Annotated in this window: 11 protein-coding genes and 2 tRNA genes; 7 read left to right on the plus strand and 6 right to left on the minus strand. The window is 36.0% G+C overall.

Annotated features, from left to right (window positions below; genetic code table 11):
* Positions 1-5 precede the first annotated feature (5 nt).
* On the plus strand, positions 6-3098 hold the full coding sequence (locus tag QUH73_RS08000) for an efflux RND transporter permease subunit (protein WP_289529914.1): 3093 nt from the start codon (positions 6-8) through the stop codon (positions 3096-3098).
* A complete protein-coding gene (locus QUH73_RS08005; protein ID WP_289529915.1) occupies positions 3091-4266 on the plus strand; it encodes a TolC family protein in 1176 nt (391 codons plus the stop codon). The genes QUH73_RS08000 and QUH73_RS08005 overlap by 8 nt, the downstream gene beginning before the upstream one ends.
* Positions 4267-4652: 386 nt before the next feature.
* Here the strand turns inward: QUH73_RS08005 and QUH73_RS08010 are convergent, their stop codons facing one another.
* Both QUH73_RS08010 and QUH73_RS08015 read right to left on the minus strand, forming a co-directional pair.
* Complete coding sequence (locus QUH73_RS08010) at positions 4653-4829, minus strand: hypothetical protein (RefSeq protein ID WP_289529916.1); 177 nt, start codon at positions 4827-4829, stop codon at positions 4653-4655.
* Positions 4830-5003: 174 nt separating this feature from the next.
* Positions 5004-7481, minus strand: coding sequence for an AsmA-like C-terminal region-containing protein (locus QUH73_RS08015; protein ID WP_289529917.1), 2478 nt, complete (start codon positions 7479-7481; stop codon positions 5004-5006).
* A 256-nt stretch (positions 7482-7737) separates the two neighbouring features.
* On the opposite strand from QUH73_RS08015, the gene QUH73_RS08020 reads away from it, so the two are divergent.
* The 3 genes from QUH73_RS08020 (at position 7738) to QUH73_RS08030 (ending at position 10387) form a co-directional block, all read left to right on the plus strand.
* Positions 7738-7811, plus strand: a tRNA-Arg gene (locus QUH73_RS08020).
* 271 nt (positions 7812-8082) lie between these two features.
* Positions 8083-8156, plus strand: a tRNA-Arg gene (locus tag QUH73_RS08025).
* Positions 8157-8896: 740 nt separating this feature from the next.
* Complete coding sequence (locus QUH73_RS08030; protein WP_289529918.1) at positions 8897-10387, plus strand: acyl-CoA dehydrogenase family protein; 1491 nt, start codon at positions 8897-8899, stop codon at positions 10385-10387.
* Positions 10388-10629: 242 nt separating this feature from the next.
* Here QUH73_RS08030 and QUH73_RS08035 read toward each other — a convergent pair whose 3' ends face one another.
* Both QUH73_RS08035 and QUH73_RS08040 read right to left on the minus strand, forming a co-directional pair.
* Positions 10630-10944, minus strand: coding sequence for a hypothetical protein (locus tag QUH73_RS08035; RefSeq protein ID WP_289529919.1), 315 nt, complete (start codon positions 10942-10944; stop codon positions 10630-10632).
* A 7-nt stretch (positions 10945-10951) separates the two neighbouring features.
* Positions 10952-11203: a hypothetical protein gene (locus QUH73_RS08040; protein WP_289529920.1), complete on the minus strand. Its 252-nt coding sequence runs from the start codon at positions 11201-11203 to the stop codon at positions 10952-10954.
* A gap of 406 nt (positions 11204-11609) precedes the next feature.
* On the opposite strand from QUH73_RS08040, the gene QUH73_RS08045 reads away from it, so the two are divergent.
* Together QUH73_RS08045 and QUH73_RS08050 are read left to right on the plus strand one after the other, a co-directional pair.
* The gene (locus tag QUH73_RS08045) at positions 11610-12494 is read left to right on the plus strand and encodes a carbon-nitrogen hydrolase (RefSeq protein ID WP_289529921.1); all 885 of its coding nucleotides are present in this window, start codon (positions 11610-11612) and stop codon (positions 12492-12494) included.
* Positions 12495-12496: 2 nt separating this feature from the next.
* Positions 12497-13540, plus strand: a complete 1044-nt coding sequence (locus QUH73_RS08050) for an agmatine deiminase family protein (RefSeq protein ID WP_289529922.1) — start codon at positions 12497-12499, stop codon at positions 13538-13540.
* A gap of 240 nt (positions 13541-13780) precedes the next feature.
* On the opposite strand, the gene QUH73_RS08055 is transcribed toward QUH73_RS08050, so the two are convergent.
* On the minus strand, positions 13781-14773 hold the full coding sequence (locus tag QUH73_RS08055) for an SDR family oxidoreductase (RefSeq protein ID WP_289529923.1): 993 nt from the start codon (positions 14771-14773) through the stop codon (positions 13781-13783).
* Between the two features lie 13 nt (positions 14774-14786).
* Entirely contained in the window at positions 14787-15506 is a 720-nt protein-coding gene (locus QUH73_RS08060; protein ID WP_289529924.1) for a CPBP family intramembrane glutamic endopeptidase, read from the minus strand.
* Between the last annotated feature and the right edge of the window lie 11 nt (positions 15507-15517).

Raw genomic sequence — 15517 nt, forward strand, 5'->3', positions numbered from 1 at the left:
CTATCGTGTTAAATAAAATCATACAATATGCATTACACAATCGTATTCTTGTGCTGTTTGTATCCATCCTCCTAATTTTAGGTGGTGGCTATACAACAGCAAACATGGATGTGGATGTGTTTCCCGATCTGACTGCCCCAACCGTGGTAGTTATGACAGAAGCTCATGGAATGGCTCCCGAAGAAGTTGAAAAATTAGTCACCTTCCCTATTGAAACTGCTGTTAACGGAGCTACCAATGTTAGACGATTACGTTCCTCCTCATCAGCAGGATTCTCCATCGTATGGATCGAATTCGAATGGGGAACCGACATTTACAAAGCCCGGCAAATTGTGAGCGAGAAGCTGTTAGCGGTTTCCGAAAGCTTACCCGAAGGAGCTGGAAATCCTAGTTTGGCTCCTCAATCATCAATTATGGGAGAAGTCTTAATGATTGGATTGCAATCGGACAGCATTTCTCCAATGGAGCTAAGAACTTTGGCTGACTGGACCATTCGTCCGCATTTGCTGGCGATTAACGGAGTTGCACAGGTTGTTGTAATCGGCGGCGAATTCAAACAATATCAGATCTTAGCCAATCCTCAAAAAATGAGGTATTACAAAGTCAGTATTGATGAATTAATGAAGGCAGCCCGCTCTACCAACCAGAATTCTGCCGGTGGATTTATCAACGAATACGGAAACCATTACAACATTAGAGGAATTGCCCGTACATCTGATTTTGAAGAACTTGGGAACTCTGTTGTGAAAATGTACAACAATATACCTGTTCGAATTAGTGATATTGCTGAAGTTAAAGCTGCTGCTGCGCCAAAAATTGGTTTGGGAACCATTAACAGTGAGCAGGCAGTCTTGCTAACAGTAAAAAAACAACCAGGTATCAATACGCTAAAGCTGACCGAAAAATTGGATCAGTCTATTGCAGAATTATCAAAATCATTACCGGCAGGTGTTACTGTGAATACACACATTTTCCGTCAGGCGGATTTTATTAACTCATCCATTGGGAATGTTAAAAAAGCACTGATGGAAGGTTCCATTTTTGTGATTGTGATTTTGCTGGTATTTCTGATGAACTACAGAACAACCATAATTTCACTTTTAGCAATTCCAATTTCCCTTTTGGTAACCATGATCACTCTTAAATTTTTGGGCATTACCATAAACACCATGACTTTAGGAGGTATGGCCATTGCTGTTGGAGATTTGGTTGATGATGCAATTATTGATGTGGAAAATGTTTACAAACGACTCAGGCAGAATCATCTTTTACCAAAGGAACAGAGAAAAAAACCAATTAAAATCGTTTACTCTGCATCCTGCGAAATTCGTTCATCCATTATCAATGCAACCTTTATTATTATTGCTGCTTTTTTGCCCTTATTTTTCCTAAGCGGAATGGAAGGCCGAATGCTTCAACCACTTGGCATTGCGTTTATCGTTTCTCTTTTTGCTTCATTGGTTGTCGCGCTTACTCTTACTCCTGTTTTGTGCAGCTTCATGCTCACCAGCAATAAAATGCTCGACAGAAAGAACAAAGAAAGTTGGTTGGTTGCTCATTTAAACAAATGGTATAGCCATTCTCTCGGGAAAGCCTTGTTCTACAAAAAATGGATCTTAGGTGGAGCTGCTCTCCTCTTTGTTGTCTCCATTTTTATCCTTTCGGGATTAGGCAGAAATTTCCTTCCTGAATTCAACGAAGGATCCCTAACAATAACAGCGATTACCAAACCAGGAATTTCTTTGGAAGAATCGAACAAGATAAAAGTTTTGGCCGAAGATGCCTTGAGAACAGTTCCTGAAATCAGTTTAACCGCCCGACGAACAGGTCGATCTGAGTTGGATGAACATTCGTTTGGTGTAAATACTTCTGAAATTGAAGTACCTTTTACATTGACAAAACGAACCAAATCCGAATTCCTTCTGGAAGTCCGTGAAAAATTGAGTCATATCTCAGGCGTTAATTTCGCCATAGGACAACCCTTAGGACACAGAATAGATCATATACTTTCCGGCACTAAAGCCAATATTGCGATTAAAATTTTTGGTGATGATTTGAATTTAATGTTCAAACTGGCAAATGATATCAAAGCATCAATTTCTCCGATAAAAGGCGTTGTTGATGTGAATGTTGAACAACAGGTAGAAATTCCGCAAATCCGAATTTTACCCAAACGGGATCTGCTTGCAAAATACGGAATTTCAATTGCTCAATTCTCCGAATTTATTCATGTGGCATTTGGTGGATCGAAAGTATCAGATGTTTTTGAAGGCATAAAAGCCTTCGATTTGGTGGTAAAGTACAACGAAGAAAACAGAGGCGATATTGAAGCAATCAGAAATGCACTAATCGATACCTGGGATGGTAAAAAAATCCCTTTTAGTTATGTCGCAGAAATTCAATCGCTATCGGGTCCAAATACCATTCACCGCGAAAATGTTCAACGCAAGCTGGTTGTTTCTGCCAATGTTGCCGACCGAGATCTTCGAAGCGTGGTTACTGATATTCAGAACATAGTTGAGCAAGATGTAAAAACACCTGAAGGATATAGAATTGAGTATGGTGGTCAGTTTGAAAGTGAAGCAAAAGCTTCCCGAATTTTAATGATCGCATCAATTTTCAGTTTTCTGATTATTTTCCTTCTGCTATTTCAGGAATTTAGAAGTACTCAACTGGCGGGTATCATTTTGTTGAATTTACCCTTGGCGCTTATTGGTGGTGTTTTTACAATTTATTTCACATCTGGAATGCTTAGTATTCCAGCAATAATTGGATTTATCACCCTGTTTGGTATTGCTACCCGAAATGGTATTTTACTTATCTCTAACTACCAGAGCATGAAGAAAAAGGGACTGGAAATTAAGGATATTATCGTTCAGGGATCTGTTCACCGATTGAGTCCCATTTTAATGACAGCATTAACAGCAGCACTGGCTTTAATTCCAATGGCAATAGCTGGTGATCAGCCGGGAAATGAAATTCAAAGTCCAATGGCAATAGTAATTCTTGGTGGACTATTGAGTTCCACCCTCTTGAATATTTATATTATTCCGATCGTGTATTTGTTACTGAACACTAAAAACAAAGGAAATGCTTAAAACATTATTAATCATCATCATAACAGGATTGAGCTTTCAGGGAATGGCTCAATCCTCTATTCAGAGAATTTTGCAGGAAGTTGAAAAAAACAATCCAAAGCTTAAAGCACATCAGCAATATTTGGAAGCACAAAAATTAGGAATTCGATCACAAAACAATTTGACGAACCCTGAAATTGAATGGGAAAAGAGTTTTTCATCGCAGGAGGGCAAACCGTACGAAGTTCTAGTAAGTCAGAGTTTCGATTTCCCAACCAGCTACATCTATAAAAATCAGCTTAGAGATGAGAAAACAGCTAATCTGCAAAATATACAGGCAAAAGTAAGACAAGACATTTTACTGGAAACAGAATTGATTTGTTTTGAGCTTATTTATCGAAACAACCAAAATATAGAGTTGAGTACAAGATTGGATAATGCTGAAAAATTAACGCGCTTTTTTGAGAAGAGGTTACAAGAAGGAGATGCCAATATTCTAGAGGTTAATAAAATTAGAATGCTGGCTCTTAACACAAAAAATCAGCTGCAGCTGGTTCGAAACAAAATATCCAATCTGAAAAAAGATTTACAAAAACAGAATGGAGGTTTGGAACTGAATTTAAATGACCTTGAGTATCCTGTTATGAGTATGGACGAGGACACTAAACTTCTACTTGCAAACGCTGTAACCACCGATCCTTACTTAAACCAACTAAGAGCAAATGAACAGATAGCTTCGAAAGAAACTTCTTTGGTAAAAACAAATTCTCTTCCTAAGATATCAATCGGATATCGCTATTTAGGTTCAGATTTAATGAAAGAAGCCAATGGTATGAAACTAGGAATCAGCATTCCTTTGTGGGAAAATAAAAACAAAGTAAAGCAGGCAAAACTAATGGAACTGTTCCGAAAAGAAGAGCTATCCTTTCAGAAAATGGAGAAAGAAAATGAATATGAGAAACTTTTTCAAACTTTTTTCAGTCTAAAATCCAGTCTTTCCGATTATCAAAATGTGTTTGCAGAAAAGAAATATGATTTTCTTTTGCGCAAGGCTCTTAATTTTGGCGAAATATCTGGAATTGAATATCTTATGGAGAGCATATACTACTACGAAAGTTTCGATACTTATCTTGAAATTGAATATGAATACAACATCAACAAGGCTAAGATACTAAAGTATCTACTTTAATACTTATGTAGATTCATTAAAAATATCACTTTTGATATAACTTTTTTGAAACCCTTAGCGTAGAAGTAGCAAAACGGTTTCCGTTTTTAAGGTTTAAAGTGAATAGATTAAAAAGGGATGGGGTGGTTACCATCCTTTTTTGTTGTCCAATAATTAGTATTTTTTATTGTAAATTATCAATATATTTATCAATTACTTGACAATAAAAAATTTATTCCTATATTTAAGTCGAATTATCAATTGATAATTCAGGTTATAAAGTGAATTAGAGAAGGGATGGAGTGGTTGCCATCCCTTTTTCATGCTTTTAATTTTATAAAATTCCAGATAATTTCGTTGTACTTATGAAGACAAAATTTAAATTCTATTTTTCTTCATCCCAGGCTTTACATATAACTTGGATCTCCCCCTTTCCCCTCATCAAATCCTGTTGATTGAAAACCAACATGTGTAATTTGTTTATTCTCCAATAGAGATTCCCAAGTCTGTAAATTGACATTATCCAATAACTCATCATTTACAAATACTCTGTAATCTTTATAGCCGAAATTTGCCTGTTCCACGATATCATTTATTTCTAACTGATGCTTTGCAAATCGATTGGTATCAATTTTTGAAAACTATTAAAAAATTTTCAACTTTATGATTATTGCAATAATCATTCCACAATCTACTAATAAAGCAAAAACGGAGAACCATTATGATTCTCCGCTCTATAATTAAATGCAATGTTCCTTCTACTTAAATAATTTCTTCAGTAAATCCTTCCCTTTCTTTTCCAATTCTTTTTTTGCCCGTCGTTCCAACTCTTTGGCCACGGCCTGCTGAGCTTGCTTAATGGCCTTACTTAAATCAAGCTTCACATTAGGATTATCAACTGTACCAGTAATCTTCACAGCAACATCAAGCTCTTTAACTTCATCAAAACCTGGCAATTTATCGAAATACTGATTTACCTCTTTGCCCAACTCATCTTTTGGCAATTTCATATCCATGGTAAAATTCAATTTCCCATCAACAGACTGTGTTCCGTAAATTTGTGCCGGATGACCTGCAACTTTAGCTTCAAATGGCTTCACCTCCACATTTCCATTAGTAATTGCAAAATTCATATCGAATTGAGTTATCGAAATCCGTTTGTATTTGTCATTTTTTAATGCTGCAGCTAAGGCGTCGAAAGCTTTATTATCTTTTATTACAATCATTTTGGAATGAATGGCTCCATTTCCATTCAATGTATTCATTACCGGATTCATTTCCTGATCAAGCAAAGATGTAATCTTTAAATCGGATGAAATCTTACCGGAACAATTCATAGCAATTGGAAGCATCTTTTTAATCATGCTCAATGATTCGTATGCTGAATTGATATCAAAATCCTTCACATCCAAACCAAAATCAATGGCTGGTTTCTGAATATTCTTAGTATTGTAGGAACCATTCATTGTCATCGACCCTTTTAGCATATCCATGGATAAGTCAGTTAACTGTGCTTTAGCATTTTTAACAACAATTAGTCCCTTCACATTCTCGATATTCATTTTATCGAACCTTATCAGTTTCATCGAAGAAACCAATTTTAAGTCTAAATTAGCCGGAATTTCAATCACGGTTAATGGAATTGTATCCGAAACCGCTTTTGCGTCCTCTTCCTCTGTCATAAATTCATTTATATCAAATAAATTTGAACTCAAATTGAAATTTCCTTTTAATACTTTATCTTTTAAAACGTAAGGAATATAGTCCTCTATTTTTCCAGCTAACTGAATATCAGAAACTCCAATTTTGGAATTGAAAGAAGTCAAGCTAATGTATTTTGGCGTAAAATTCAGAACAGAACTTATGATCTTAATTCCCTGCGGAAAATCAGGAGTGGAGAATTCGAAGTTTTTCAATTTCACATCCCCTTTGGTCGTGATTTTTTCATACTCTTCCTTTTCTATGGAAGACATTTTTCCACTAAAACTAACATCAGAAGTTACAATACCTGTAATTTTGATACTATCCATTGGGATTGCGTGGCGAATTTTGGCAAAATCAATCACTCCTTTAAACAAACCATTCATGTATGGATCCGATATTGGATTCTTTACATGGATTTCTGCGTCGAATGGATTGTTTGCGACCTCAAAATGAAATGAATTTACATCTGCAGTCAATAAATCCAGATCTCCTCCCGGATGTTTTACTTCCGCATTTATGGTAATGTTGTTAATCGACTCTTTTAAATCAGGATATTTAAGAGTAGCCTTATTAACGGCTAACTTAGCACCAAATGACGGCATATAATCTTCTTTATAATCCCCTTTTACAAACGCTGTTAATGCCAGAGTTCCATTAGTCTCCAATCCTTTAAGATCGGCTTTGAATACGTCAGGAACCATTGAAAGCAAGGTTTTAAAATCTGCCTTCTGAGCATTCATTTTCAAATCCAGACCATAACCATCTTCCAACATTCCAATATTTCCATCTATACCGAACACCAGTTCATTTAAGGTTAGTTTATTCTTTTTAAATGTGAATATCATATTCTGAAGATCAGCTTCAATAACGGCATCAAGCGTTACACTCGCCTTTTTCAAATATCTTACACCATCGTAATCCAAATCAATTCCTGTAATTTGCGATTTTACATTTAAATTCGTCGATTTCACTGTAAAATCACCATTTAGCGTCAAATCCAAATCGTCTACAACAAGAACAGTTTTTATGGATGCATCCGCGTAACGCAAAAAGAAATCTTCAATACGCACTTCTTCAAAAATCACTTTAAAATCGGAAGCCTCGCCAGTCTCCTCTTCCACCACTGCCTCATCAGATTCTTTTACAATATCCCAATTTGCTTTACCCGATTCCAAAACAACAGCATTTACTTTTGCGTTGGCCAGAACAATTGCCCCAACTTTTATTTGAGTGCCGGACAACGCTGAACCCAAATCAACTGCAGTATATAAACTACCAACTGAAGCTAAAGTGTCATTTGAAAATTCATTTTTACCAACAACAGTTACATTCTCAAGCTCAACATAAAGGTTTGGGAAATTTTTGAACATCGATAATGATAAATCTCCTATTTCTACCTTAGCATCTATCGTATTATTAATTTCGGTTTTTACCCGCTCCATTATCTTATCTTTAAAGAAAAAGGGTAAAATGATTAGCAACGCTAAAAGTAAGACTACAAATCCTCCAAAAAACTTTAGAAACTTCTTCATTATATCATTTATTTATATGGTTTTACATAACAAAAGTACAAAACCTGAAGCATTATACTTGATTCAATGAAAAAATAATCATGAACAAAGTAAATTTAGTTTTTTTTATCCTCAACTAAAATCATAACTAAAAGATTTAGAGTTTTTTAATACCTGCTTCTTTCTGAAGTTTCATTTTTATTGAAAAAAGACTCCTATTTATAGACCCAAAATATAAAATTTATCTATATTTGCACCGCATTACCGAGGTAATCATGGATGCGTAGCATAACTGGATAGTGCACTACGTTACGGCCGTAGAGGTTGGGGGTTCGAATCCCTCCGCGTTCACAGAATAACTCATCGAAAATTGGTGAGTTTTTTTATGCCCAAAAATCAAAACACATTCAGGGATGAGAACCCAATTAGGGTTCGTAACAAGTTCATAACGAGGGACGAGGAATAATCCCTCCGCATTCACAGAATGACTCATCAAGAAATTGGTGAGTTTTTTTATTTAACTATTTATTTGAACAAAATTATTTTTTTTCGTAATATTTAAATATAGGCTTGCAGTATTAATAGAAAAATACTTATATTTGCACCGCCTTAAAAGGAAAAAGGATGCGTAGCATAACTGGATAGTGCACTACGTTACGGCCGTAGAGGTTGGGGGTTCGAATCCCTCCGCGTTCACAGAATAACTCATCAATTTCTTGGTGAGTTTTTTTATACTCCAAATTCAAAACACATTCAGGAATGAGAACCCAATTATGGTTCGTAACAAGTTCATGACGAGGAACGAGGAATAATCCCTCCGCATTCACAAAAAAATCATCAAGAAATTGGTAAGATTTTTTGTTTTAATGAAAATCTAAAACTCAAGACAAACACCTCTTTTTTTATCTTATAAAAAAATATTCAAAAAACATCACGCCCTGTGTGCGCTAACGGTTGGGTCCTAAAATCAATTGCAATTAAATTTTGAAAACAAACACATATATACAACACAACTGACACAAAGCTTTAAAAATAAAGGATATTATCGTTTAATTCAAAAAGAATAAGTTAACCCGTGTTCGTTAACGGAACGAATATATGCAAAAAACTAAAAAAACCACAATTTTATAGCAATAGCTAAAATCATTCTCTTAATAAAACCAATTCCGGTATTTAGAAAAAATTCATAAATACCAATAAAAAAAATAACTCCTGCAGAAATAAAGACTGACATATTCCTCCTAAATGCCGCCTTTTCAATTTAGAGAAACAAAATTAAAAGACATGTGAGTCTTTAAATCCATTTATTTAGCTTATTTTTATTCCGTCTAAATCCCAATTAAAATAAGCAACAACTATTACAGTAAGCAAATTGTGGATTTAAACCAAATAACCTACTTGCTTTTGAAGTAGAATAAATTAATCAAACAAAAAACATGAGTACAAATTTTTCTGAATACATACAGGCTTTTGAAAAGACTCTTAAATCTGTTTTTCACGAACGAGATGACATTAACAAATTTAGTTCACAAAGAGGTTTGCCTCCTTTGGTAATGAGAGAAGTCATGTCAGGAAACCCACTTTCCGTTGCAATTCCTGAAAATTATGGAGGTAGAGGTATTAAAGTAAAAGAATGTCTGGGCATATTAGCCTCTGCTGCATATGAATCTCTTCCTTTATCGCTAACCTTTGGAATTAATATAGGTCTCTTTCTTGAACCTGTGGCCAAATATGCAAATGAGATAGTAAAAAAAGATATTTTTCAACGCTTCCTTACCAAACAAAATATGGGCGGATTAATGATTACTGAACCTGATCATGGAAGTGGTGCTTTAAATATGCAAACTTCATTCACAGAGAAAGATGATCGTTTTCATATTAAAGGAACGAAACATTGGCAAGGACTAACTGGTTTAGCCGATTATTGGTTAATTACATCCCGTCATCAAAAACAGGATGGACAACTTGGCAGAGATATCGATTTTTTCATTTGCGATGTGACTCAAAAAAACCAACAAGTTGTTGTTGAAGAATACTATGACAATCTTGGTTTGTATATGATTCCTTACGGCAAAAATAAGCTCGATTTACAAATTCCCAAAAACTTCAAATTAAATCCTGAAACAACTGGAATTAAAATGATGCTTGATATTTTGCACCGCAGCAGAATGCAATTCCCGGGTATGGGACTCGGTTTTATTAAAAGACTAATGGATGAAGCTCTGAATCAATGTAAAAATAGAATCGTTGGCGGCAAAAGTTTAATCTCTTACGATCAGGTACAATTTCAAATTTCTAAAATTCAGAGCGCTTTCACAATATGCTCGGCATTTTGTTCCAGAAGCAGCACAAAAAGCAGCATCGAAAATGATCTTTCTGCAGATGGAATTGAGGCCAATAGTGTAAAAACAATCGTAACTGATTTAATGCAGGAATCTGCCCAAACACTGGTTCAGTTATCTGGTGCAAAAGGCTATCGACTTAGTCACATTGGAGGCAGAGGAATTGTGGATAGTCGCCCGTTTCAAATTTTTGAAGGAGCAAATGAAATGCTCTACACTCAAATTTCAGAAATGGTAATCAAACTAATGAAAAAGAAAAAGGAATTCAACTTGTTTCAATTTCTAAAAAACTTCGACTTGACTAGCAAAGCATCCGAATTCTTTAAAAAACAAACCAATTTTTCTTTAAACACCGATTTACCACAACGTAAATTAGTTGATCTGGGAAGAGCCATAGGTAGAATTGTATCGGCAGGATTAGTAATTGACCTTGCCGAAAAAGGATTCCGAAAGGATTTAATTGAAAACTGTTTGTCTTCTCTTCAGCAAGACATAAGCAACCTGATCTATTCTTACCACAACAGCAGTAAAATTTCAAGTGTTGATGAATATCAAGACGGAAGTTCATGGTTGGAATTCTCTTAATTCAACATCTATTTGTGCTATAACAAACAATGGTCATCTGCAACAGATGGCCATTTATATTTTTTAACAACAGACAACTATCTTCTGGTAAGTAGGAGAATAATAATGTCGCATTTATTTTTCACCCCTAAATCCCCTAAAGGGGACTTTTTACTGCATACAAACAATAGCTCCGACATCTAGCAGATTGAAAAGAATACTACAAAATCAAGTAACAAAAATGAGTAAGGTTTATTTAAGAATCAGGGAATAAATTTTAATTCCACTTCGTTGTCACTCCCTTCTTTTTGCTTTAACTGAAACTGCCCTTTCGGATTAATTTTCAAGCCCTTTTCAGAGGAAGAACTCGTAATTCTATCCTTTAACTCAGTCTGAACTTCCTTTGACAAACGATCATTTAAGTGCAGAAAAAAAGAATTTAAATTCGCATCGTCAAACTGAATCAAAAAGGCATTGCTGTCAATAAACAGCAAATCATCAAAAGGGTAAGAAATTACAAACCCCAAGTCCTCGATCAACTCTTTTATTTTTGTTAACTCCCTATATATAGTAGTCATAAACATATTATTTCGTGTCACAAATGATTAATTCAAATAGATGTTTTAAATTAAAAAATTTGTCTGCCTGTTCGGCAAACTGGCATTCAGAATGCAAATGATTAAAAGCCTCTTCAAATTCAGCATCCGAAAACTCCAAATCCTCAACAATCTGAAACTCTTTAAATTCCATAATACCATTTAATTTGTAAAGCGATTTTCTAAAACTGGAATCGCGATCCGCATTTTTCATGAATTTTATTGCATTTCCTATCGACATATGGTTTGATTTTACATTTTTGTTAGCATTCTCCAACTCAATCCAACATTTATGTAGGGAAAACATATTCACAACTCTTTTCAACCCCAATAAAAATAAGACTTTCAGAAAATCCGTATTATTTTCAATTATTAAGAAACAATTCGAATGCCAATTAATGAGCAGTCAAAGTACTAAAGTCTTATGCTATATCAGGAAATGATGCAGTGAGCACATATTTAAAGTAACAATAGAATTCAAACAGACTTAAGTTAGCTTCTCTTTGCTGATTCTCTAAAATACTGGTAAGAATCTGAATTTTTCTTCGCCTCACTTTTTATTTACAATGCAAAATTTTAAATTTTTGCCACCTTTTTATCATGTCCTTTATAAAAAGAACTATTTTTAGGTCGAAATAGAAACGACGATGAAAAGAAAATATAAAGTATCGGTTATTCAGCTTAACCTAAACGACATACCAGAAAACAACCTTAAAAAATGTTTAAGCTGGGTGAGAGAGGCTGCAAAACAAGGAGCAGAAGTAATATCATTACCAGAATTATACAGCAGTCATTATTTCTGTCAAAGCGAAGATGTTGACAATTTTGCCTTGGCAGAACCTTTGTACAGCACATCATTTACAGCTTTTAGTGCTTTGGCAAAAGAGCTGAGTGTAGTGATCATTGTCCCGTTTTTTGAAAAAAGAATGCCAGGCATCTATCACAACAGCGCTTACATTATTGACACAGATGGATCTGAAGCTGGCTTGTACCGAAAAATGCACATTCCGGATGATCCCCATTTCTACGAAAAATTCTACTTTACTCCGGGAGATTTAGGCTTTAAAAGCATAAATACCAGTAAGGGCAAAATAGGAACCTTAATTTGCTGGGATCAATGGTATCCCGAAGCTGCAAGATTAACTGCACTAAAGGGGGCTGAAATCTTATTTTATCCTACTGCAATTGGTTGGGCTCCGCACGAAGTTGAAGAGTTTGGAGAAAAACAACATGGCGCATGGATGAATGTAATGAAAGGTCATGCTGTTGCAAATGGAATTTATGTTGCTGCAGCGAACCGAATCGGATTGGAAAAATATGTTCCTGATACAAATGGAATTATCTTCTGGGGAGGTTCATTTATTGCCGGCCCGCAAGGGGAAATATTAGCTCAGGCATCTCACGATAAAGAAGAAATATTAATTGCTGAAGTCGACTTGGATTTACAGGAAAATGTTCGCCAAAACTGGCCTTTTTTCAGAGACAGAAGAATTGATGCATTCGGAGAAATTACCAAAAGAGCAATAGATTAATTATGAGCGCACAAAACAGAAGATTCCCGGCTGAATGGGAAAAACAACAAGGCATTATTCTTTGTTTCCCACACAACGGGAACGATTGGCCCGGAAAATATCAGGCCATACAGTGGGCATTTGTAGAGTTCATTAAGAAAGTTGCCGGCATTGAGCAAGTTGTGCTTGTAGTGGCAAATGAAAAAATAAAACAAAAAGTAAGTGATATGCTTACAACGGCTCATGTAAATCTTTCCAACATCGATTATGTGCTGCACAAAACAAATCGGAGTTGGATGCGAGATTCCGGACCTATTATTATAAAAAACGGGACTAATTCTCGTGAAGCATTAAACTTCAATTTTAATGGCTGGGCAAAATATAAAAATTTCCAGTTGGACAAACCTGTCCCTGAAAAATTGGCTTCCTTTCTTAAACTTCCTGTAACACAGGCCATGTATAAAGGCATACCTGTTGTTTTGGAAGGTGGAGCGATTGACACCAATGGCAAAGGAACGCTTTTAACTTCTGAGGAATGTTTGCTCGACCCTGAAATTCAAGTTCGAAACCCGGGTTTTACAAAGTCGGATTACGAAGCCGTTTTTAAAGAATATTTAGGAATAACAAACACCATTTGGTTGGGAAATGGAATCAGCGGAGACGATACACATGGACATATCGACGATTTGTGCCGGTTCGTTAACCAGAATACCATTATTACGGTTGTTGAATCGAACAAAGAGGATGCAAATTACCTGCCTTTGCAGGATAACCTTACCCGATTAAAAAATGCCAGTCTGGAAGATGGTACACAACCCAATATTGTGGAGTTGCCAATGCCAAGTAAATTAGAATTCGATGGAATTCGAATTCCTGCTAGCTATGCTAACTTCTTAATTTTAAACCACTGCGTACTTGTACCTACATTTAATGACAGCAAAGATCGAATTGCATTGCAGATTATAGCCGATTGTTTTCCCGACAGAGAAATAATAGGCATCAGCGCTATTGATTTAATTTGGGGCTTTGGAACCTTACATTGCTTAAGTCAGCAAATTCCGGAATAAAATACGTTCCAAACAGATACAGTAAACCACTAGCAACTCTAGTGGTTTTTTTATGTTTCTATTTTTTTAAGCTGATTTGTTTCTTTGGTTTAACTGAATCTATTGGGTAGATATTTTATGTACACATAACTATTTTAAGAAGAACATTTTGCAAATTTTGTATTTCATATTGCTTCTAACAATGCATTTTACAGTAATCTTTTCGTGAGATTGCAATGAACGTTTTCATCGTAAATCAGTTTAACTGTTTTCTTCATTACTTTTCAACCAGTCAAGAGTTTTTCTGAACCCCTCATCCAGCGGCGTTATTTGATAGTTGAGTTCCTCTTGTGCTTTTACACTTGAAACCTCCCAATTATAAAGAAAGCGTTTCACCCACTCCGAAGTAATTAATGGTGGTGTTCCCAATACCTTTGTTCGCAGGCTAAACAGATAAGCTACACCAAGCATTAAAGAAAGAGACATTTTCATCATCCGAAGTTTTCGTCCTGAAACTTCAGCCAGGAGTTCAAAAAAATCATTGTATGAGAAATTGACACCTCCCAAAATGTATCTTTCACCCGACTTTCCTTCTTCAAGAGCCAGAATATGCCCCTCAACAACATCATCTACATAAACGTAGTTACCAATACTTTTCCCGTTTCCCGGAATCCATCTGAATTTACCCTCTGAATAAAGCTTAATCATTTTCGTTACCCCATTGCTTACACTTAGCAGCCCCGGTCCGTAAACCCGGGTTGGATTAACGATAACAATTTCAAGTCCCTTGCGAATGTATTCCAGCACCTTTTCTTCTGCCAGCGCTTTCGTTATTTCATATTCGCTGAAATATTCTGTTTCCCGTTGCGTATTCTCAGTAACCCTTTCACCATTCGATGGTCCTATAACCCCGGCCGTAGACGTGTAAACTATTTTCCGAACCCCTTCCTTTTGGGCGGCATCGAGTACATTCGCTGTTCCCTGAACATTTACTCTGTTAAAAGTTGCGGCATCTTTTGCCCAAGCTTTGGCATAGGCAGCCATATGAAATATCACTTCACAGGATTTAACTGCCTTTTCAACAGATCTGTAATCAGTAATGTCCCCTTTAAACAAGATTACATTTGGATGTACAATCGCTTTTGCTCTCTCTTCCGAGCGATACAAAGCATGCACACGATGCCCTTGCTCTGCTAACTTTAGGGCTAGCCTTGTCCCTATAAAACCCGTAGCTCCTGTAATCAGAATATTCATTTTATCATCGCTATTAAAACTTAATCTCCAATCTTATATCCTTATTGTGATACAATGAGATCCACTCATTGCTTAGCGCCATAATTACATGCGCCAGGAAAGCAAACCAAATCGATCCTGTTACAATGGTAACAACACAAAGAAGCAAGCCCAAAGGAATGGCTCCAAGTGTTTCTAATTTTCCCTTAGGAATATGTGCGATGGAATAAATCAACATATTAACTGCAATTGAAGGCACTGTACCAAATTCCCGCAGACAGGCAAAAAGTAAGAACCCTCTAAATAAAAACTCATAGCAAAGCAGATATCCAGCCCATGTTAAACCGCTAAGAAGCAAGGTGCTCAACGTCCACTTTTTTGAACGGATTTGCGGATAGACAGCCAGATTAGAAGATGATTTAGCATTGTAGAGTGTTAGCGGAATGATAATCGCCGCAAACAGAATTCCCCACAACAATGTTTCCAACGGATCGGCAAGTACAGTACCATAATCGCGAAAATTGCCCTGCAGCAACATCAGCACTATCACAATCGGCACAATGCCATAGAAAAACATACCCATAATTCGTTGCAGATAAACGCTCCGTCTGGCTGCAGTTTCGCCGGAGTATTTTGTCAGCAAAAAACGAAATGGTTTTGCGAAAGTTAAAAGATAGGAATTAAGAGATAATCCCAGCACAACATACAACAGCACGACAATAATCTCGCTCTTGTCAAAATATGTTTGTAACATCACAATCAATA

The organism is Labilibaculum sp. K2S, from assembly GCF_030372765.1.
Classification (GTDB): domain Bacteria; phylum Bacteroidota; class Bacteroidia; order Bacteroidales; family Marinifilaceae; genus Labilibaculum.

Bases quoted from the DNA above. Each gene is read 5' to 3' on its own strand.
- QUH73_RS08005 (WP_289529915.1), top strand. From the start codon at position 3,091: ATGCTTAAAACATTATTAATCATCATCATAACAGGATTGAGCTTTCAG.
- QUH73_RS08015 (WP_289529917.1), bottom strand. From the start codon at position 7,481: ATGAAGAAGTTTCTAAAGTTTTTTGGAGGATTTGTAGTCTTACTTTTA.
- QUH73_RS08030 (WP_289529918.1), top strand. From the start codon at position 8,897: ATGAGTACAAATTTTTCTGAATACATACAGGCTTTTGAAAAGACTCTT.
- QUH73_RS08035 (WP_289529919.1), bottom strand. From the start codon at position 10,944: ATGACTACTATATATAGGGAGTTAACAAAAATAAAAGAGTTGATCGAG.
- QUH73_RS08040 (WP_289529920.1), bottom strand. From the start codon at position 11,203: ATGTCGATAGGAAATGCAATAAAATTCATGAAAAATGCGGATCGCGAT.
- QUH73_RS08045 (WP_289529921.1), top strand. From the start codon at position 11,610: ATGAAAAGAAAATATAAAGTATCGGTTATTCAGCTTAACCTAAACGAC.
- QUH73_RS08050 (WP_289529922.1), top strand. From the start codon at position 12,497: ATGAGCGCACAAAACAGAAGATTCCCGGCTGAATGGGAAAAACAACAA.
- QUH73_RS08055 (WP_289529923.1), bottom strand. From the start codon at position 14,773: ATGAATATTCTGATTACAGGAGCTACGGGTTTTATAGGGACAAGGCTA.
- QUH73_RS08060 (WP_289529924.1), bottom strand. From the start codon at position 15,506: ATGTTACAAACATATTTTGACAAGAGCGAGATTATTGTCGTGCTGTTG.